Below are 20,365 nucleotides of genomic sequence, written 5' to 3'. Positions count from 1 at the left end.
TAAGTCACATCGAGCTTTCCGATGTGGCTTTTTGTGTAGAATTTGATTCTGAATCAAATTCAGTATATTTTCAATCAGCACCTTTTGTTACCATAAAAGTAAAGGGGGAGAGGTTATATGGATAAAAAGATTAAACTACTATACACACAAGATATATTGAGACAGTCCGCGCAATGTTTTGGAATACGTGAAGACTCAATTCTCGAATTAAATGGGTTTCAAAATTTCGTTTATTCCGGGGCAGTTGGAGATCGAGAAGTTATTTTAAGAATTGCCCATGTCACACATCGGAATGAATTATTAACAAGAGCGGAACTAGATTTTATCATGTTCCTGGCTGATCGCGGAATGAAAGTAGCGAGGCCCATTCAGTCTTTATCAGGGGATCTTATTCATATCATTGACGAGTCCTTTGTTGTGACAGCTTTTGAGAAAACATCCGGCAGAAATGCAGTAATAGCCGAAGAGAGCAATACGTTTTATGAGAATATCGGTCAAATGGTCGGGAAAATACATAAGTTTTCACTTAATTATTCGTCCCAACATTCACGCTTTGAATGGAATGATAATGCCCTATTAGCCTCATTTAAGAAGTATTGTCCGTTAGAATTACACGATAACTTTGATCGTTTAATTACTGAAGTTAGCGCTCTACCCAAGGAAAAAGATACGTACGGTCTTATTCATGGGGATATCAGCCCTGGCAATTATCTTAATGATGGGGACAAAGCCTTTATTATTGACTATGACGACGCGGAATATAGCTGGTTTGTTTCTGATATTGCTACCCCATTATTTTATGAAATCCCTATTCCGTGGGTTGTGTCTGGAGATGTAAGGAAGGAGATTGCAAAGCGTTACTATTGCAACTTCTTAAACGGCTATTGTAAGGAAAATACGGTGAGTCAAGGTTGGTTAAACAAAATCCCATTATTTATTAATTTAAGGCAAGCTAGAGTTTTAGCCGCGTTCTATAGAAGCAGAGATTTTAACGCTCCTGATTGGAGCGAATGGGATGAGCAAGCCCGGCGCTTCTACTATGAAAATTTGTTAAATAACACTCCCTATATTGATATGGACTATTTGTGTTAACGAGTACGATACATTAATAAAGCCAGAAAAGGAAGGGCCATCCCACAAAGGATGGCCTTTAAACTTGCCGTTACAGACAGCGCGGGGAATCGTAATAAGTGTGATTCTAATTAACAGCATAGAACCTAAGAGTTATAGGATTCTCAGCAAGAAGAATGACTCGTATTAACTTTAAATATACTGGCATGCAGATTTTTTTGATTAAGCAGGCTAGATTTGATTTTTGATGTTATCTAACCCGATCTGACCTAGCATTTCTATATTACCGTTACTAAGTAACTGGTTCACTATTCATCTTTTCGTCCTTAGCCAGTTTACCTGTTCGCCTAAATTGTACATAATATAATGCAGCTACGGCAACGATAAGAATGGGAAGTGTCAGGAAAATATTGCTATATACGAAAGTTGCACTGTTTTGTGGTATCGGATTTAAGCTAATGGTCGATGTGCCCAAATCTAGTATCTTGCCGATAACAGCTGTTGATGTGGCCGTAGCGATAAAAGTGACCATCGAAAATAATCCCATCCCTACGCCAATATTCTCTTTTGAGAGTGTACGTGAAACAGTGTTTGACATTGCAATTTGCATGAACGATTGACCAAGAATACCAAAAACAAGAAAGATCGCAATAAATACTGGCGACATACCAACGACTGAAGACAAAGAGATGAAACCGATAATAAGAAGTGCAGCTGCAGTAAACATAAGGAAACGATCTCCCTTTTCATCTGCTAATTTACCGCCTCGTCGACCCAAAAGCGCGACCATTAAAGACGACGGCAACATAACTATTCCGATGAAAACCGGTGACAAGTCGTTTACAGAAGAAAGTAGCTGAGGTGTAATGAATGGAAAGGCAAAGCCAATCCCGATCATGACGAAAGTAATAATTAGACCGAATGAAAACGGTTTGTTTCGAAATATGGCCGGGTTTATGAATGGGTTTGGAGTATAGCGTATACGTAGTAGGAAAAAAATGAAAGTAAGAGTCCCCCCTAAGGCAAGCCAAACACTTCCGTTTGTTAAAGCCAGTAACAAAATGGCTACGGTACCGGCCAGAAGTATTCCACCGATATAATCCATTTTTCTGGAAACTCCCTTTTCATCATCTAAATATTTCCGATACATCGGCAAAGTAAGTAATGATAAAAGCGAGATTACAAATAGTACCCGCCAGTTCCATGTACTGCTTACCACGCCGGCAATGATCGGACCAATGGCCAAACCGAGTGAAAATCCGATTGCAACGGTACCTAATGCACGACCGCGCCTTTCAGATGTAAAGTAACGTACTGGTACAATCATAGAAATCGCCGGAATGACTGATGCACCAGCTGCCTGTACAATTCGCCCCACAATGACCATCCAATATTCACTAGCCACTAAGCCAATGACAGACCCAATTGCAAAAAGTAGTAGACCAAACGTCAATAAATTCTTCAAGCTGTATCTGTCTGTCAATTTACCGTAAGTTACCGAGCCAATTGCGTACACAATCATATAGCCTGTGATGATCCAACTCGCTTGCGATGAAGAAATTTGAAATTGTTTACTGATATTAGGGAGTACAATATTAAACATGGTTGCATTCATGACGGATATTATGAGTGTAAAGACAAGTAAACCAAGTAATAACTCTCCTTTATTTTTTTGAACGCTATGTTTGGTTTGCATTGGAATGCCTCATTTCTATAGGATAAAACTGTATTGATGAAATAACGAGCCTGTATTCCTTTGATGATAAAAGTTTCATCTGATTAAGCCGACAATGTAATGTTTTAAATACTTCGCTGGCAGAGATGGTCAACGCTAATTTACTGAAAAGTCCTCAATTATGAGGACTTTTCAGTTTTTCTGGATATATTTTAAATTTCACTTTGTTTTTAATCTTGCTCCCACAGCCGCAAATGACGGTATGCTTCAAAATTATAATTGGCTCCTGGCAATTGGGGCATACATGATGATGTGGCTGATCGTTCAGCTTCACCACTTCCTCCGTACTTGACTCCGCATATGAATGGAGTACTTTGCTTTTCAAACCTAGTTCCTGTGCAAAAAAAATCGTAAACACGCATAAGATACTCGGAATTTTTCATATCATTCTCTCCTATGCTTCATCAACATCTTGGTTTACTTGATTTCCCCTGTTGCCATGAGAACTGCTCTTCCCAGCGTATGACTCAGCATGGTGAATCCAAGGAGAGCTGGCGTGGAATTAGGGGCGACACTAATATTTTCGACGTCCAGCGCATGAACAACAAAATAATATCGATGAGGACCGTGTCCCGCTGGAGGCGCCGCACCGATAAAGCGTTCCAGTCGCAAATCATTCGGTAGTTGCAGGGAGCCTTGCGGCAAACCGCTGGAATGCTCGTCACCTGCGCCTGTGGGTAGCTCGGTTACGCTGGCAGGGATATTGATAACGGCCCAGTGCCACAACCCCGATCCAGTTGGGGCGTCCGGATCATATGCAGTTACGACAAAACTCTTTGTCCCGTCGGGTGCACCCGACCACTTCAAATGGGGCGAGAGATCTTTACTTCCCTCTAGTGTTGACATCTCCGAATAATGCTGGGTCGGTAGAGGATGTCCCTCCATAATGTCATTACTCTCCAACTGAAAGACTGCTACTTCTGGCAATTTGGAAAATGGATTGTTGTTCATTGTAAATTACCTCCTTTTATTTTCATTTTCGATAATACATTAAATAATCGATTCTGTAAACTATAATCGTTTTTATAATTTACTATCGAATTTAATGTTTGTTTTTTATTAATAACGGTGTAAACTATCTACATACAATTACGTAGAATTATAATGTGTAAGAAGGAAGGTGCTGCTTCATGGCCAAAAGGAATGGTTCGTCCACCTTAAGCGAGAATGTCAGGAAGAAACTACAATCCGATATTTTGACTGGACAATATGAACCGGGCTCTCCATTAAAAGTTTCGGAATTAGCTAAAGGTTTCGAAGTCTCAGTTGCTGTTGTTCGCGAAGCGTTGACGCGATTGGCGACTCAGGGTCTGGTACAGCAAAATCCTAACCACGGATTTTCAGTAAAGACGGCGTCGGAAGAAGAACTGAACAACATCATACAAGCGAGGTTAATCAATGAATCCGAAGCTTTACGCCTATCCATCGCCTATGGTGATCTCACATGGGAATCCAATGTAATTGCCGTGCATCACAAGCTATCGCAAACGGCTGAGTACAAGGAAGTGAATGAAAAGCTTGTTGTCCGCGAAGAATGGTCCGAGATTCATCGTCAATTTCATTACGAGCTTATTGCCGCATGTCCGAATCCAGTTCTCTTGGATATCTGCAGCAACCTTTGGAATTTGAGCGAATTTTATCGACATTGTTCCCCCCCGCAACAGCAAGTCCGCGATGGCCTCGCTGAACATAAGGCATTAACAGATGCCGTTCTTAGCCGCGATGGTGAACGTGCTACACAGATCTTTAGAGCACATATCCAACTAACCGCAGAGGTCTTATTCGACAACCAATAAGTTGTTTATAAGATTCAAAAGTTTAAATCGAAACTTATCGGTTACTTGGGGAATTGGATAGAGACGGAGATACTTAATATTCGCATTAGCGATTTCTTGGTTAATCTAGCTATTTTCTATGGAGGTGAGGCTATTGAAAACAATCGGGGTAGGGTTCTTATATGCATGGCTCTATGCAAAGCCAGTAAAGGATATGGCAATGCTTTGCATAGAGCTTAGGGACAATCACATTGCCAACGATAAATCGTAATATTCTACTAACTGGCTTTGCACCTTATTGACTTATTAAATAAGGAGTGAGGCCCATGAAATATTCAAATGCAGAGTTTGTTTTTCCCGAAGAACTGCTACGTATCATTCAAGAATACGTTCAAGGCGAATTGATTTATATCCCCAAACCTAAAGAGGCACACCTAAAATGGGGCGAGAAAACACACAGCAAGAGTAGGGTCTCTGCTCGAAACGCTGAGATCAAATCCTTGTTTCGCAATGGAGTCAGCATAGAGGAGTTGGCGGGTCAGTATTTCTTGTCCTACGAAAGCATAAAGAAAATTGTTTATAGTAAGAACTAATGAAACCCGCTAAATGGTCGTATCGACGGTTTAGCGGGTTTTGTGCAAAGATGGATTAAATCAACTTATACATAGAAACCGCACCTCTACATCGATAGACTCAAGTTAAGGTTGTTGGGATGAAGAACGGCCTGCTTATACGAAGGGGTGTAACGAATGAACGAAATCATGAAGAAGAAGCTGCTGGGCAAAAATGAACTGCTGATTAACATGGTTATCGAACGCGCAAAAAGAGATTTTCTAGACGATATCGCCATTATTGGGCTTACGGGTTCATTTAGCACCGGGGACTTTCACGAGAAGAGCGATCTTGATTTGATTATTATCAACAATACAGAAAGGGGATGGGAAATATCCGATTGCTTCATCTTGGATGACGTTGGATATGACATCTATTGCACGCCATGGGATTCAAGAATACAAGAGCAATCCACACTAGAGAGTCCCAACGTATCAAGCCTAACCGAGCTCAAAATACTCTACTATTCAAAGCCTGAGGATTTGGAGAAATTGAATGACTTCAGGCAAAAAGCTCTTGATGCACTTGCGAGCCCGATAGGAGAAGCGTGTCTTAATCGAGCAAAAAAATGGATCGATCTGGCTAAGCAAGCATACAGCGATACGATGCTAAGTGAAGATATCGGTTCAGTGCGACATGCATCTGCCGACGTTCTGTACAATCTAGTCAATGCCTTGGTCAGTATGAATAACACGTGCATCAAACGAGGAATCAAGCGATATTTGGAAGAGATACGCTCGTTTCGCTATGTTCCGGATGATCTCGAATCCTTATACATGTCAATCATCGAAGCTCATACCATTGAAGATATCCGAATAGCATCTTTTAAAATGTTGAATAGCGTAACAAGGTTACATAGTACGATGTGCGATAACTTCATTGTTAAACCTGCTCCTAACTTTGATAATCTGAGGGGAACATACGAAGAATTGTGGTGCAACTACTACAATAAAATCTTGAACAGTGTTACAACAAATGATGCTTCCTACGTCTTTCTTTCGGCCTTTGGAGCACAAGGGTATCTTGATGAAATGGCTGTGGAGAAGGGGACCAAGAAATTTGATCTTATGCAGTACTTTGATGCAAGTGATTTACCAGTAATGAAAGAGAAGTTCCTTGAAGTGATGGATGAATATCTAGACGAGTATAATAAGGTTGGCAGAGAAGTCAAACGTTTTACAAACTTCGAGCAATTATATGACTATTATATGAATCATTGACCTACCTTACATAAAGGGCCGTGAAGAATTAGTTTCTTTACGGTCTTTTTTACTTGTGTTTATCTAGATGGATATCGAATCTGATGTTGAAGGTTTGTAATAAAATTCATAAAAAGTATAATAAGAGTATTACATATAAGGAGCGTGAATAGTATGCGAAAAAATACTATGACTACACAAAAGGAGAATAATATGAAAATAAAAAGGATGATAACGATTGAGAAATATAAATATAGGGATTCTTGCGCATGTAGACGCAGGAAAGACGAGTTTAACTGAAAGATTACTTTTTGAAACGGGTATCATATCTGAAATCGGCAGTGTTGATAAAGGAAATACGCAAACAGATTCTATGGAAATGGAACGACAACGAGGAATTACCATTCAATCTGCTGTCGTTTCCTTTACGGTTAATAATATGAAAGTGAATTTGATTGATACACCAGGTCACCCCGAATTCATCTCCGAAGTTGAGAGGGCTTTACGAGTATTAGATGGAGTCATCCTTGTCATTTCATCTGTCGAAGGTATTCAAACTCAGACACGAGTTTTGATGAAGACACTTGCTAAATTGAAAATCCCTACAATCTTTTTTATCAATAAAATTGATCGTGTGGGTGCTAGGTACGAATCGTTACTAACTGAGATCCATGATAAATTGACACCCCATGCTTTAGCAATGGGCTTTGTTTATAATATCGGCACATCAGCCGCGCATATGGAATTGTTCACGGAAAACAATCAGAAATTTATGGAGGGCCTAGCAAATCGTTTAGCTGATAATAATGAACGCTTTCTCGAACGATATCTTTACAGCGCTGAAGACTTAGCCCCCGTTGACTTTGAATCGGAGTTTCTAGAACAGTTCAAGCAAGCACAGCTTTATCCGGTGCTATTTGGTTCAGCAATTACTGGTGAGGGCATTCCCCATTTGATTACAGCCATACAGAATTGCCATTCTTCCGTTCATTATGAAAATACTTCTTTTACAAGAGGGAGAGTTTTTAAAATTGAACGTGGAAAAAACGACGAAAAGATCGCTTACGTACGAGTTTTCTCTGGTGAAATCAAGATACGTGAGAGTCTTTCCTATTATCGGATGAATCAAACAGGAGAAATTATCAAATTTACCAACAAGGTCACGGGGTTGAAACACTTCTTTTCTGGAAAAACAACAGATGGAACAATTGCTGCAAGCGGAGATATTGTAAAGATTATGGGGTTAACAGACTGCCAGGTTGGCGATGATATCGGTGTTCCTTCCAATGAAACGACTGAAACTCTGTTCTCGCCGCCTAGTTTAGTAACAACGATCAAAGCCTCTGACGAAAACGAGACAATTCATTTATTCAGAGCATTGAAAAAATTAGCCGAACAGGATCCATTTATTCATATCAAACAGAATTCTCTTCAAAGGGAGCTATCTATTCATCTTTATGGTGAAATTCAAAAAGAAGTGATTCGGGATCAACTGAAAAAAGACGCTCAAATCGATATCGAATTTCTTGCGACACAGCCTATTTATATTGAAAAGCCTATCTTTACAGGGGAGGCAGTTGAGAGAATGGGAGACAAGGGAAACCCATTTTATAGTACTGTAGGCTTTCGGATTGATCCGAATCCTCGTTCAACCGGTATTGAATATCATCTAGAAGTAGAGCTCGGCTCCCTACCTTTATCGTTTCATAAGGCAATTGAAGAAACCGTCTATGAGACGCTTAAGCAAGGACTATATGGTTGGGAAGTTCGCGATCTAATCGTGACACTTACGGATACCGCCTATGCAAGTGCAGTTAGTACAGCTAGTGATTTTCGAAAATTAACGCCTCTTGTGTTAATGAGAGCACTAGCTGAAGCAACTACTCAAATTTATGAACCCATTCATCGGTTCGAATTAGAGGTTCCGGTTAATTTTCTAAGTAGGATTTTATTTAAACTAACTCAAGCCTCTTCAACCTATCAGGATCCGATTCAGAATGACCAGGTATTTATGATATATGGTATGATCCCGATTAAGAATATTCAGTCATTCAAGAACCAACTTCCGGGTTGGACCCAAGGTGAAGGTGTATTGCTATCCGAATTTTATGGCTATGAGCCCTTCGATGGTGAAGTGCCATCGTGTACAAGATACGATCATAATCCATTAAATCGGAAGGAATATCTCTTACATGTTTTGAATTCGGTGTAAGCAAAAAGCGAGTAAAAAGCAGCGTACAAGTGGTGTACACTGCTTTTTCTTTGACTCACTTAGAAAAGAACTAGACAGTAGAGTGTCTTCTACAGACGTTTAACAGTGTTATTAGCAGAGGCGGGATTTGTTATGATAGAAATCTGGAGGCGAATAAGATGCTTGAATTAGAGTTTACTACTATAGAGGAGTGGGATGAAGCATTGTGGGCGCGGATGGAGCGAATCTATCATGAGGCTTTTCAAAGCGGCGCTAAGACAAAAGCGATTCTGCGCAGTATGCTTGACCGGGGGATTGGTTATTTACACACGGGCGTGCATCATGGAGAAGTGGTTGCGATGGCTGTTACTGGACTGGAGGGGAAGGCTGCGGACCGCATTCTGCTCATCGATTACCTCGCGGTTGAACAGAAGCTGCGCGGGTTGGGCATAGGGACCTGGATGCTAGAGCAGCTCAGAGCCTGGGCGTTAAGGGAACACGGGATCAAAGGTATGATTATCGAGGCGGAGTCCGGAACAACGGAGGCTCATCAGGAACGCATTCAGTTCTGGCAACGCAACGGGTTCATCCTGACTTCCTATGTCCATCAATATAGAATGGTGCCAGAGCCGTATCAGGCAATGATGCAGCCACTGGATAGAAGCACTCATGTGCCTGATGATGGTGAAGCACTGTTTCGTTATATCAATGCTTTTCACAAGGTTGCTTACCGGAAGAGTTAGACCGCATTCAAGGGACCTGCAGGAAATTTCCGTAGAGATTAGGATGTAAAATGATCAGTTATTGACTGTATGGTCAATAACTGATATATTAATCCCATGAGCAGACCAAGAGAATTTGATGTTGATCGTGTATTACACCAGTCTATGGAAGTGTTCTGGAATCAAGGCTTCAAAGCAACTTCTTATGAGGACCTTACGCGTACTACAGGAGTCAAAAAGCAAAGTTTGTACTGTGTTTTTAAAGACAAGCGATCGTTGTTCCTGAAGGCGCTGGCACTTTACCGTGAACAGGTTATAGCGAAACTGAAGGAGATTGAAGCCCTGGATTCGTCTCCCGGTGATAAACTGGATGCCTTACGATATTCCCTTTTAGACGATGAAACTGGCTGCCAAGGGTGTCTAATTGTGAATGCATCACTCGAATTCGGAACAGATGACGAGCAAGTCACACGCGAAGCTGAGCTCATGGTAGAAGAGGTTCAACTGGTATTAGAGAAGATCATAAGTAGTGGCCAGAAACAACAGTTAATTTCCAACCGGTATACGAGTATAGAGCTTGCATCTTATCTAAATAACACCATTCTTGGTGTGAGAGTTATGGAGAAATCAGGTTCATCCCGTGAACAGATCGAGACGGTTCTGCGTACTTCATTTGGCATGATCATGTCTTGATCTTTTTTTTGTGAAATTCTTGACTACGAAGTCAAAAATAATTGAAGGCGTATTAATACACCACGAAACCTTGAAGGAGGTGGGGCTTTTCGATAAAAATCGTGTATTGATTCATTTGGAAGTAACGTCTAGCTGTTAACCAGGCTGGTTGCTGTTTAACATCTCCTAGGTCAACTATATAAAACGAAATATGTGGAGGTTATTATGAATTTTTCTCAATCCGTAGAAGCATTGTTCCAACCTATAGAGTTAGGTCACTTGAAGTTATCCAATCGGATCGTGATGGCGCCGATGACGCGTCAATTTTCTCCGGACGGTATCCCGGGTTCGAATGTTGCTGGTTATTACCGCCGCAGAGCAGAGAACGCAGTGGGGCTTATTGTGACGGAAGGGACGATAATTAATCACCCGGATGCATCCAATCAAGCCAATGTGCCGCACTTTTATGGCGAAGCTGCAATGAATGGCTGGGCACATGTTGTATCTGAAGTACATGAAGCTGGCGGTCGAATTATTCCACAGATCTGGCATATGGGAGCCAAAGGTCATGTTAATGATTATTCGGAAGCTGAGATTGCTACAATTGTTCAGGAATTCGCACAAGCAGCCTCAGAAGCGAAACGCGTTGGGTTCGATGGTGTTGAAATCCATGGAGCACACGGCTATCTGATCGACCAATTCCTGTATGAGAAAACCAACTCTCGTACGGATCGTTACGGTGGAGATATGATGGCTCGCACACGTTTTGCAGTTGAAGTGATTGAGGCTTGCCGTGAAGTAGTGGGACCGGAATTCCCGATTGTACTGCGTTTATCTCAGTGGAAGACAGATGATTATCAGGCTAAATTGGCTGAAACACCGGTATTACTGGAGCAGCTTCTCGCACCGTTGGTTCAAGCTGGAGTAGATATCTTCCACTGTTCCACACGCCGTTTCTGGGAGCCGGAATTCGAAGGGTCTGATCTGAATTTTGCTGGATGGACCAAAAAACTGACTGGCAAACCGACAATCACCGTTGGATCGATTGGTCTTGATGGTGACTTTACAAGTCTGTTCACAGAAGGTAAAGGCGCAAGTAACGTCGGTATCGATGGATTGGTACAACGACTTCAGAATGATGAGTTTGATCTGGTTGCTGTAGGGCGTGCTCTTCTAGTCGACCCTGAATGGGCTAAGAAAATTCAAGAAGGACGTACCGATGATCTGGTTCCATTTACAAGAGAGGCGATGACCGTACTTACTTAATTGCAGTTATACTCATTAGGAATATGTATGACTGACCCCATAACGTGAGACAAATAAAACACCTTCAAGAGAATGAAACCTTGTCGTAAGATAGGGAGATCATCTTGAAGGTGTTTTTGTAATGGCAACTAGAGTGAGTTATCCCGTGGAATTAAAGATGAAAGCCATATCATCCATCGGATGTTGTCGGAGGACAAGAACATTGTGTCAAATTCGATTAGATGGTGATCTAAATAAATTTCCTTTATTTCTCTGGATTCCTAACAAGATTTGGATCTGGATAACCCGCTTAATCGAAATGGGTACAGCTACGGACTAAATAATCCTATTACATTTGTGGATGACGATGGAAATAATCCATTTATAATATTTGTTATTGTCTTCGTTGTAAGGTAGTCGCTAAAAAAGTAGTTAAAGCTACTGTTAAGAAGGCTGCAAAAAAAAGAATGCACAGAAACTATGGGACAAGGGCAATTCAATGAGTAAACACCAAAGGCCACGCCCATGGGAGTAATATAAGGAGAGGATCAAATGTATCTAAAAGAATTTGATTTAGATTTACCATATATTGTTGATGATGAAAATATTTAATCTATAATAAAAAAACAAAAATGTAAGTACCACGAAGCAACAAAATTAGATTATGAGTTGAATTGGAAATGGAAAAGACGTTCATTCAGATTGGAAACTCGCTGCATTACAGCGATGTATGAACGTTTATTTTGGAAGTACAAAACGAAAGATTGTTGGAAAGTCCTAATAGAATGTGTAGAAAACATTTCGGACCAAGGATCATTAACGATTCAGGGAGAAAAAAAAGACCCCTGGACTGTGCTTATTAGGAAGCTCCGGCATAAACGGGAGCGGGAACCTCTGTGGAGGTTCCGTGACTTGTAGCCCGCCGCCATTGCGACTAGGTGTTTGGCCACTTAATATTTCAGCAATGCTTGTGTTATCCAAACGAAAATTAAATTGTACATTTCTTTTGTCGGCTACCTAGCAGCTTTCTTTTTAAGTGTCCATGACAAAGAGACCAGATTATTTAGTTGTGGCAGCGGCTGTTCCTCCAAACATACCGATCATCACATGAGTGATTTTTTTAAGATTTGATGTCCATTCCAAAAATTGTAGATAAGAAGTTGGAATATTTGAGGGGGATTTTAGCTTTTGACGATTTATCAAGGTTCCATCTTTTTATATAAAGGAGGGAGAGTGCGCTCGACAAATGGGAGACACTTAAATCCGGAATGTCGCAGTGTTTGCTGCTGTCTTCGGGAGACAGCATTACGCATTTGCCGGGGATGAATCGATTGAACACGGGAATAAAAAACGAAGAGAACAGTCTGATACGTAATGTCTACAGCCTGAATATTATCCGAAGGCTACCGATTGACGGGATGGTCACACGCAGGTTCCGTAACGGCCATTTCGTCGCAACCAGCCACCAATTATGTCCCGGCCAATGTTGTGGACGGCGTCGCTGCGCCGCAATGGTTTGCGGACAGCCCAGACACCCCTGACTGGGAAAGGCAGGCTGTATCCTTGACGACTGCCGCGGGAATCATTGAGGTGCGGGACCATTTCATGCCAGGCGATACAGCTACGTGGGCGGATGTGGTGACGGTACTGCTGAGAATGTTAAATATTAGGGAGTTGAATCGATTATGAAAGCTTTAATTATTTCGGATATTCACAGCAACGTCAAAACGCTGGAATCGATCTGCAAGGCAGAATCCGACTGTGACGTGATTTATTGCGCGGGAGATCTTGTAGACTACGGGCCTTTCCCGCGGGAAGTTATCGAATGGGTGCATAAGAACGATGCGAATTGCGTTCGCGGCAACCATGACGACATTATTATCGACCTGTACCGAAACGGCAATAGCGGTCATGATGTGGCGGAGGATGAGATCAAGTGGGCGCATTACAATGCAAGGCTGCTCGGCGAAGCGGAAATTTCCTTCCTCGAAAGCACACCGGTCTACCGCACATTCAAGATGGACGGTTATAGCTATACAATGCAGCATCTGTACGAAAACTATTTGACGATTGATAGCTTGCCCAAGTACGATGCTTTCTGGGCAGAACGCAACGGCAGGACAATTGGGGCCGAAGAAGATCGCCGCATTATTTTCGGACATACACATCGCAGATGCATTCATTATTTGAGTGACGACAGTTTGTGGCTGAATCCGGGAAGCGTGTCCTACCGCCGTCGCGACGATCCGTCGAAAGAAGCGCACTATTTCACGATTACCGATGGCAAAATAGCGATGAAAAGTCTTGTCTATGACCGCACGCCTTTGCTTGAAGCGGCACAAAAGTTGCTGTTGAAAGAAGAAGAGATGAAGGTTGCATACTTCTTTTTCGGGTAAGCGGGCAGGAGAGCAGGCAACAACAATGGGGATGTATCCACGATCTGATGTCGGGATACGTCCTTTCTCATTTATTGTACACCGGCAGGTTGCGATTTACAGCTTGCAAGGCGATAATTCCCGCTCATTTTGCGCCTCAGTTTACATTTTTATGATTGCTTCATTTTTTTACACTATGGCATGGGAAACGTATCTTTCATAATAGAGGTTGTGAAGTTGCGGATATGATCTTGCAGAGGCTACGGATCATATCCGCCTATTCTATAGGAAGCAGGTGGGAAAATGACCACTATTTATTGGGTATCGAGTAGCGACGAGTTGGCGGCAGCCATTGACCGGTCAGAACCTGGTTCTTCGATCTTGTTGGCAGACGGCGTTTACGACCGGAATGAAGACTATATTATTGAAGGCAAAGTGGGATCGGACACCGCAATATTAAGCATTCGCGCTGTAAATAAAGGAAAAGCGACGATAGCTGGAGAATCAAGTATACGCATCTTGAACTCTGCTTATGTAGAGGTATGGGGGCTGCATTTCAAGGTCGAGCAGCGCGAATCTATCATTCTGGACGGTTCGCGGCATGTGAGGATTGCGCGGAATAGATTTGAGCCGCGACAGGTTGGGGCGGAGTATAGTCTGCTGTCTGTGATGGGAAGCGGCAGCGGCTGGAACCGGATCGAACGCAACGAGTTCGGGCCAAAGGCCGACCTCGGACCGCTCGTTATTTTTGATGGCGACGGTGAACAAATCTCGCAGCATGATGTCATTGAATATAATTATTTTCATCATATAGGCCCGCGTGTCGTCAATGGGCTTGAAGCGATCCGGCTCGGCCTGTCCGGCATCTCTCTCTCGAACGGCTATATTACAATTCAACACAACCTGTTTGAAAATTGCGACGGAGAGCCCGAGATTATATCGGTAAAAAGCTGCTATAATACAGTTCGGTACAACACATTCCTTAACTCCGCCGGCCAAGTGACAGCGCGTCACGGACATGGAAATTGCTTTCATAATAATGTATTTATCGGCGATGGCGTGAAGGAAGAAATGGGCGGATTTCGCATTTACGGAAACGACCATCACATTTTTGATAATTATATGGAAAACTTGACGTTGGATGCGCTGCTCATTGACGGCGGCAACTACGATGGCGGACCGGACGGCTATCCCGAGGCGCCGACGCAGGAGGAACTGAGGAAACATTGGCGCGTCTATAGTGCCAGTGTAGTGAATAATACGATTGTCAATTGTCGTCACGGTATTACGCTCGGCAAGCGGATTCCTTATGCGCCGGAGCGATGTGTAATCGCTTACAATCGAGTATGCGGCAAGGAGCAGGCGGCCATCTATGAATACCGGCCGTCTCCGGCGGTATGCATTAACAATCATAAAGCGGATGTCGCGGATATTCGTTGTCCGGCTATTCTGACAAGAATTGACGTCGGTCCCGACTCCGACTAAAGCTAACATGGAGGAGAACCTATGGCCCAAACTCGAAACCGGTGGACAATCTATCTGAAGCAGCTCCGGCATAAAAATCGCAGCGTATTCCTGACCTGGATGCTTTCCTACGTCTCGGTGCTGCTCGTGCCCATTCTGATCAGCGGCGTTATATACGGCGCGACGCTGAACGTTGTAAAGGCTGAAATTAACCGTGCCAACCAATCTATTCTTCTTCAGATGGAGCAAGCCATAGATAGCCAGTTCAAAGGAATCGAGAATCTAAGCCTCGAGGTGAGCCTCAACAGGCGAATCGCAGCATTTATTTCGGCCGATACCAATCTCTCTGATTCGGACCACTACGATATATACCAAATCGCTAATGATTTGCGCGTATATGAAATCGCTAACGATTTTCTTGAAGGCATTTATATTTACTACAAAAATAGCGATACGGTCATCGCCCGCAACAACCGTATGAACATCGAAGCGTTATACGACCATATTCGCCTTGAAGAGCATATGCCGTTCCAGTCGTTTCGAGAATATTTTGACCAATGGTACATTAAAGGCTACCACTCCGTTGTTGTGCCTGAAGAGAATGAGTGGCGGCCTACGGTCATGTATGCCCAAAATGTGAACTCAACAATCATGAATCAACCTGGAGCTGTCTTGCTGTTCATGATTGACCGCAGCAAGCTGCTGGAGCAAGCTTCGGCGCCTGAGAAAGGTACGATCTTTATTCTGGATGAAGACAACCGGTTCATTGCGTCTACGGGCGACTCGCTGTCGGAACCTGCTCTACACTACAGCGATATGCCTGAAGAATCGGGACAACTTGAGATCGAGACTGCCGGTCGCCGGCTTGTTGCATCCTACACAACCTCATCCATTACGGGATGGAAATATGTGATGACGCTGCCGGCGAACGTATATCACCAGAAGATGAACGTGGTAGAGCAATTGACGATCGCCAGCATCTTGCTGTGCCTTATTGTTGGCGGTGGCGTGACGTATTGGCTCCTCAAGCGGAACTACCTGCCGATCCATGCGCTGATCCAGAGCTTGTCGTTCAAGGCGGGCTTTACCTTTGATCGCGGCTCCAATGAATACTCCTTTCTGGAGCAGGCGCTGAGCAGCACCTTCCATGAGAAGGAGGAGCTTCATTACAAGCTGAATCAGCATAACAATACACTCAGATCGCACTTTTTGCAGCGGCTGCTGAAGGGGCAACTCGACAGCCATATCCCTTTGCACGAATCGTTCTCAGCCTATGATCTGCGTTTCCCGCTGGGCGGATTTTCTGTTATTTTGCTGCGCATCGAGCATTTCGGCAAGTTCCATCGGAAGGATGAGGATCAGGTCCATAACAAGCGGTTGCTGCACTTCCTGATCGCCAACGTGGTCGAGGAGGTCGCGCGAAAGTCAGTAAACGCCTATGCGGTAGAGCTGGACCAGGAGTTGCTCGCCTGCATCGTCAACCATCAGCTTGCATCGCCGGCGGAGCAGCGGGGGGAGCTGGGGCACATCGCGGAAGAAACGATGTCGTTCATCGGAAGTCATGCCCATGTCCAGTTGACCGCTGCCATCAGCGCGCAACAGGAGGGCGAATATGGCATTTTCCAGGCGTTCCAGGAAGCGATCGAGGCGATGGAATACCGTATCATTGCAGGCAGCGGGGGTATTATTCATTATGGGGACCTAAGCGGCAACGACAACCTAGGGGCTGGTCCAGGTGGTTATTTTTATCCCCTCAAGGCCGAGCAGCAATTGATCGTTATGGTTCGCGAAGGGCAGCTTGATAAGGCGAAAGCGTTCGTTGGGGAGATCATTCAGAAAAATGTGACGGCGGAGCCGTTTCCCTTTCATACAGCCAAATGTCTCATGTTCGATCTAATGGCTACGCTGCAAAAAGTAATCGGTGAAATCCGCATCACGGGCAAGCCGGATATGCCTGACGGAGTGCGCGCCATCGAACGCCTGATGCATTGTCAGACGGTAGGGGAGATGCGCAACCAGCTTTACGATATGCTAGAGCTTCTGTGCAGCTACGTTAATAATAACCGCGAATACTGCAGCAATCCGCTAATCGATAAGGTCATGAAATATGTCAACGAGTATTATCAGGACGAGAACCTGAACATTTCGATGATCGGGGAAGCCTTCTCCATGACGCCGTCGTATGTGTCCAAACTGTTCAAGGATCTTGCCGGCGAATCTCTGCTCGATTATATTAACAAGACGCGGCTGGTGCAGGCCAAATTGCTGCTTACCGACGGGAAATATACGGTCAGCGAAATATCGCTGAAGGTTGGTTACAACGATGTGAATACCTTCCACCGCATATTCAAAAAATTTGAAGGGATAACGCCTGGGCGCTACAGGGAAGTCAAGTAGCTCTCGGGCTTTTCTTTTCAAGAAAAAGTGGTAAACATGCGGTTTTATTACCCTCATTTTTGAGAAATTGTAGTACATTTTAGGTTTTAACGATGGTTTGCGGCACGGAATTAACGTTATGTTGAAAGCGTAATCAAACCAACTTGTTCGAGACGAAAAGAACGGAGGGGAACAATGGCAGAAAATCGCAACGGCAAGACTCGTAAAAGGCTGCAGCTCACACTGGGGATCGTAATGGTACTTTCATTGTTGTTAACCGCATGCTCCAGTAATGGGGGCTCTGGGAACAAGGATAAGACAGAGCCGACTCAAAGCGCCGTCAGCAATAAGGGCGGCGATGGTGTAAGCAAAGGCAACGAGGGATCGGATAATCCGGTATATCCGCTGGATACGAAAGATACTTTCTCGTACTGGGCTCCAATCAACGGAAACCTGATTACATTTACAACGAATCTGGCGGAAGCGCCGATCGGGAAGGCGATTGCAGAAGCAACCGGCGTGAAAGTGAACTACATCCACCCGACCGACGGTCAAGCTGAAGAGCAGTTTAATTTGTTGCTGGCTTCCAGTAAGCTGCCGGATGTGCTGGAGTATGACTGGAGTATTTATCCGGGTGGACCGGAGAAGGCGATTTCTGACGGGGTTATCGTACCGCTAAACGATTTGATCGACCAATATGCGCCTAACCTGAAAAAGATGCTGGAAGCTAATCCAGAGCTGGATAAAATGGTGAAAACCGACAGCGGCCAATATTACATCTTCCCGATGGTGCGCAACGCGGAAGGATTAGTTTTCCGCGGACCCATGCTGCGCAAAGATTGGTTGGATGAGCTAGGGCTGCAATTGCCTGTAACGATAGACGATTGGCATAAGGTTCTGACGGCGTTCAAAGAGAAAAAAGGCGCCGTAGCACCGCTGACGGCGCTATACGCGAACAAAATGAATTTGCAGGACGCGTTCTTCGGCGCATACAAAACGTCGCAGGGCTTCTACATTGACGACCAAGGCAAAGTGAAATACGGCCCGTTAGATCCGCAATACAAGGATGTTATGACGTTGCTTCGCCAGTGGTATTCCGAAGGGCTGATTGATAAAGACTTCCCGATCGTCGAGCGCAACACGCTGGATAAGCGGCTTCTGAACGGCGAGTCCGGCGCGACTGTTTTCCTGCTGGGCGGTGGCATGGGCAAATGGCTGGAGTCCGGCAAAGCCCAAAATCCGGCTTTTGATCTCGTAGCGGCTCCTTATCCGGTATTGAAAGCAGGCGAAAAACCGTTCACCGGACAGCGCGATTTCAAATATAACCCAAAAGCAAGCGCGGCCGTGACGACATCGGCGAAAGATCTGGAAACGATCGTAAAATGGCTGGACTTCGCATTTAGCGAGCAAGGAACCATGATGTACAACTTCGGCGTTGAAGGCGAAAGCTACACGATGGACAACGGCGTTCCGAAATTTACCGATATGATCGTAAAAAACGATAAGTACACTTCACAGCAGATGTTGGCGCAGTATACGGTTCCGAACGGTCCATTTCCGATGCATGAGCAAAAAACGACCAACACGTTCCCGCAACAGGACGAGGCGGTCCAGATTTGGTCGAAGACCGATGCGGCGAAACATATTTTGCCCGCGTTTATTACGCCTACTGTAGATGAGAGCAAGAAGGTAGCGCAGACGATGACGGCAATCAACACGTATCTGGAAGAAATGTTCATCAAATTTGTAATGGGCAACGAGCCGCTCGACAAGTTCGACAGCTTTGTGAAGCAGCTGGAAGATATGGGGATTCGTGATGTAATCGACATCTATCAAGGCGCCTTGGAACGCTACAACAACAGATAACTCCATGTAGTGTCCCACGGCTGGCTGCAGGCTGCCGTGGGGGCAAGGGAATGGTACAGATCCCCTGCCGATGATGCTGGATGTGGATAGGAGGAGTAGGAGATGGCTCAGTTGAAGCTGGGACGCAGCAAAGTCACGCATGTCGGTCGTGTGCCGCTTAATATCGCGAAAGACATGGTTAAGAACAAGTATTTGTACATGATGCTTACTCCTGTTTTGTTATATTTCATTATTTTTCATTATTTCCCGATGTACGGTTCGATTATTGCGTTCAAGGATTTTAACCCCCGGCTTGGAATTGGGGGCAGCGCGTGGGTAGGACTGGAGCATTTCAAAGACTTTTTTGGCGGGATGTATTTTTGGCGGGTGCTTAAAAACACTCTGATGATTAGCTTGTACGATCTCATTTTCGGTTTCCCCGCTCCGCTTATTCTCGCCTTGTTGCTTAATGAGGTAAAAAATACGCTGTTCAAGCGTTCGGTTCAGACGATTACTTATTTGCCGCATTTTATTTCGCTTGTCATTATTTGCGGTATGATCAAGGATTTTACGAGCAGTGATGGCGTCATCAACGATATTATCGCATTTTTCGGTGGTGAGCGGGTTACGATGCTGCTGGAGCCGTCTTTTTTCCGGACAATCTTCGTTTCGTCGAATATATGGCAGCATATAGGCTGGGGTACAATTATTTATTTGGCCGCGCTGTCTGCGATCGATCTTGAGCAATATGAAGCTTGCAAGATCGACGGGGGTGGACGCTGGAAGCAGATGCTTCATGTTACTCTACCCGGTCTGCTCCCCGTTTTCGTTATATTGCTCATCCTGGACATTGGCCGAATTATGAGCGTTGGCTTCGAGAAAGTTATTCTGTTGTACAACCCGACCACTTATGTGACAGCGGATGTCATTTCCTCGTATGTGTACCGGATCGGGCTTCAAGATTTTCAGTTCAGTTTCAGCTCCGCTGTCGGATTGTTCAACTCCGTGATTAACTTCGCGCTTGTTATCGGATCCAACTGGATAAGCCGGAAGTTGAACAATACGGGTTTGTGGTAGAGGAGG

16 protein-coding genes and 1 pseudogene are annotated in these 20,365 nt (G+C 44.2%); 14 read left to right on the top strand and 3 right to left on the bottom strand.

Annotated features, from left to right (window positions below; all coding sequences use genetic code 11):
* Window positions 1–117: 117 nt before the first annotated feature.
* A complete protein-coding gene (locus AC3ITG_RS17060; RefSeq protein ID WP_489250748.1) occupies window positions 118–1,092 on the top strand; it encodes a phosphotransferase enzyme family protein in 975 nt (324 codons plus the stop codon).
* A 271-nt stretch (window positions 1,093–1,363) separates the two neighbouring features.
* Here the strand turns inward: AC3ITG_RS17060 and AC3ITG_RS17055 are convergent, their stop codons facing one another.
* Window positions 1,364–2,767, bottom strand: a complete 1,404-nt coding sequence (locus AC3ITG_RS17055; RefSeq protein ID WP_489250747.1) for an MFS transporter — start codon at window positions 2,765–2,767, stop codon at window positions 1,364–1,366.
* A 456-nt stretch (window positions 2,768–3,223) separates the two neighbouring features.
* Entirely contained in the window at window positions 3,224–3,757 is a 534-nt protein-coding gene (locus AC3ITG_RS17050; RefSeq protein WP_413379210.1) for a YbhB/YbcL family Raf kinase inhibitor-like protein, read from the bottom strand.
* A 179-nt stretch (window positions 3,758–3,936) separates the two neighbouring features.
* Here AC3ITG_RS17050 and AC3ITG_RS17045 point away from each other — a divergent pair, with 179 nt between their 5' ends.
* The 7 genes from AC3ITG_RS17045 (at window position 3,937) to AC3ITG_RS17015 (ending at window position 11,243) form a co-directional block, all read left to right on the top strand.
* A complete protein-coding gene (locus AC3ITG_RS17045) occupies window positions 3,937–4,602 on the top strand; it encodes a GntR family transcriptional regulator (RefSeq protein WP_413379208.1) in 666 nt (221 codons plus the stop codon).
* Window positions 4,603–4,907: 305 nt separating this feature from the next.
* Window positions 4,908–5,174: a CD3324 family protein gene (locus tag AC3ITG_RS17040; protein WP_489250746.1), complete on the top strand. Its 267-nt coding sequence runs from the start codon at window positions 4,908–4,910 to the stop codon at window positions 5,172–5,174.
* A 156-nt stretch (window positions 5,175–5,330) separates the two neighbouring features.
* The gene (locus tag AC3ITG_RS17035) at window positions 5,331–6,413 is read left to right on the top strand and encodes a nucleotidyltransferase domain-containing protein (RefSeq protein WP_489250745.1); all 1,083 of its coding nucleotides are present in this window, start codon (window positions 5,331–5,333) and stop codon (window positions 6,411–6,413) included.
* 217 nt (window positions 6,414–6,630) lie between these two features.
* On the top strand, window positions 6,631–8,604 hold the full coding sequence (locus tag AC3ITG_RS17030) for a GTP-binding protein (RefSeq protein WP_489250744.1): 1,974 nt from the start codon (window positions 6,631–6,633) through the stop codon (window positions 8,602–8,604).
* Between the two features lie 158 nt (window positions 8,605–8,762).
* Window positions 8,763–9,326 (top strand): GNAT family N-acetyltransferase, encoded by a 564-nt coding sequence (locus tag AC3ITG_RS17025; protein ID WP_489250743.1) that lies wholly within the window; start codon window positions 8,763–8,765, stop codon window positions 9,324–9,326.
* A gap of 96 nt (window positions 9,327–9,422) precedes the next feature.
* Window positions 9,423–9,998, top strand: a complete 576-nt coding sequence (locus AC3ITG_RS17020; protein ID WP_053783056.1) for a TetR/AcrR family transcriptional regulator — start codon at window positions 9,423–9,425, stop codon at window positions 9,996–9,998.
* 204 nt (window positions 9,999–10,202) lie between these two features.
* Window positions 10,203–11,243: an NADH:flavin oxidoreductase gene (locus tag AC3ITG_RS17015; protein WP_489250742.1), complete on the top strand. Its 1,041-nt coding sequence runs from the start codon at window positions 10,203–10,205 to the stop codon at window positions 11,241–11,243.
* Between the two features lie 795 nt (window positions 11,244–12,038).
* Here AC3ITG_RS17015 and AC3ITG_RS17010 read toward each other — a convergent pair.
* Window positions 12,039–12,224, bottom strand: a pseudogene (locus AC3ITG_RS17010) (manganese catalase family protein); the annotation flags it as partial.
* Window positions 12,225–12,632: 408 nt separating this feature from the next.
* On the opposite strand from AC3ITG_RS17010, the gene AC3ITG_RS17005 reads away from it, so the two are divergent.
* From AC3ITG_RS17005 to AC3ITG_RS16980, 6 genes are all read left to right on the top strand, one after another.
* Window positions 12,633–12,911 (top strand): hypothetical protein, encoded by a 279-nt coding sequence (locus tag AC3ITG_RS17005; protein WP_489250741.1) that lies wholly within the window; start codon window positions 12,633–12,635, stop codon window positions 12,909–12,911.
* Entirely contained in the window at window positions 12,908–13,618 is a 711-nt protein-coding gene (locus AC3ITG_RS17000) for a metallophosphoesterase family protein (RefSeq protein WP_489250740.1), read from the top strand. Before AC3ITG_RS17005 ends, AC3ITG_RS17000 begins: the two co-directional genes overlap by 4 nt.
* 282 nt (window positions 13,619–13,900) lie before the next feature.
* Window positions 13,901–15,082, top strand: a complete 1,182-nt coding sequence (locus AC3ITG_RS16995) for a polysaccharide lyase 6 family protein (protein ID WP_489250739.1) — start codon at window positions 13,901–13,903, stop codon at window positions 15,080–15,082.
* A 21-nt stretch (window positions 15,083–15,103) separates the two neighbouring features.
* The gene (locus AC3ITG_RS16990) at window positions 15,104–17,458 is read left to right on the top strand and encodes an AraC family transcriptional regulator (RefSeq protein WP_489250738.1); all 2,355 of its coding nucleotides are present in this window, start codon (window positions 15,104–15,106) and stop codon (window positions 17,456–17,458) included.
* A gap of 174 nt (window positions 17,459–17,632) precedes the next feature.
* Window positions 17,633–19,303, top strand: coding sequence for a type 2 periplasmic-binding domain-containing protein (locus AC3ITG_RS16985; RefSeq protein WP_489250737.1), 1,671 nt, complete (start codon window positions 17,633–17,635; stop codon window positions 19,301–19,303).
* A gap of 174 nt (window positions 19,304–19,477) precedes the next feature.
* Complete coding sequence (locus AC3ITG_RS16980; RefSeq protein ID WP_489254481.1) at window positions 19,478–20,359, top strand: ABC transporter permease; 882 nt, start codon at window positions 19,478–19,480, stop codon at window positions 20,357–20,359.
* Window positions 20,360–20,365 lie beyond the last annotated feature (6 nt).

The organism is Paenibacillus sp. GL_099_B (assembly GCF_057835695.1).
This window is presented reverse-complemented; position numbering and strand designations above follow the sequence as displayed.

Excerpts from the sequence above, each read along its gene's own strand:
- AC3ITG_RS17045 (WP_413379208.1), top strand. The coding sequence starts at position 3,937 with ATGGCCAAAAGGAATGGTTCGTCCACCTTAAGCGAGAATGTCAGGAAG.
- AC3ITG_RS17025 (WP_489250743.1), top strand. The coding sequence starts at position 8,763 with ATGCTTGAATTAGAGTTTACTACTATAGAGGAGTGGGATGAAGCATTG.
- AC3ITG_RS17055 (WP_489250747.1), bottom strand. The coding sequence starts at position 2,767 with ATGCAAACCAAACATAGCGTTCAAAAAAATAAAGGAGAGTTATTACTT.
- AC3ITG_RS17060 (WP_489250748.1), top strand. The coding sequence starts at position 118 with ATGGATAAAAAGATTAAACTACTATACACACAAGATATATTGAGACAG.
- AC3ITG_RS16995 (WP_489250739.1), top strand. The coding sequence starts at position 13,901 with ATGACCACTATTTATTGGGTATCGAGTAGCGACGAGTTGGCGGCAGCC.
- AC3ITG_RS16985 (WP_489250737.1), top strand. The coding sequence starts at position 17,633 with ATGGCAGAAAATCGCAACGGCAAGACTCGTAAAAGGCTGCAGCTCACA.
- AC3ITG_RS17020 (WP_053783056.1), top strand. The coding sequence starts at position 9,423 with ATGAGCAGACCAAGAGAATTTGATGTTGATCGTGTATTACACCAGTCT.
- AC3ITG_RS17050 (WP_413379210.1), bottom strand. The coding sequence starts at position 3,757 with ATGAACAACAATCCATTTTCCAAATTGCCAGAAGTAGCAGTCTTTCAG.
- AC3ITG_RS17000 (WP_489250740.1), top strand. The coding sequence starts at position 12,908 with ATGAAAGCTTTAATTATTTCGGATATTCACAGCAACGTCAAAACGCTG.
- AC3ITG_RS17015 (WP_489250742.1), top strand. The coding sequence starts at position 10,203 with ATGAATTTTTCTCAATCCGTAGAAGCATTGTTCCAACCTATAGAGTTA.
- AC3ITG_RS17040 (WP_489250746.1), top strand. The coding sequence starts at position 4,908 with ATGAAATATTCAAATGCAGAGTTTGTTTTTCCCGAAGAACTGCTACGT.
- AC3ITG_RS17035 (WP_489250745.1), top strand. The coding sequence starts at position 5,331 with ATGAACGAAATCATGAAGAAGAAGCTGCTGGGCAAAAATGAACTGCTG.
- AC3ITG_RS16980 (WP_489254481.1), top strand. The coding sequence starts at position 19,478 with ATGGTTAAGAACAAGTATTTGTACATGATGCTTACTCCTGTTTTGTTA.
- AC3ITG_RS16990 (WP_489250738.1), top strand. The coding sequence starts at position 15,104 with ATGGCCCAAACTCGAAACCGGTGGACAATCTATCTGAAGCAGCTCCGG.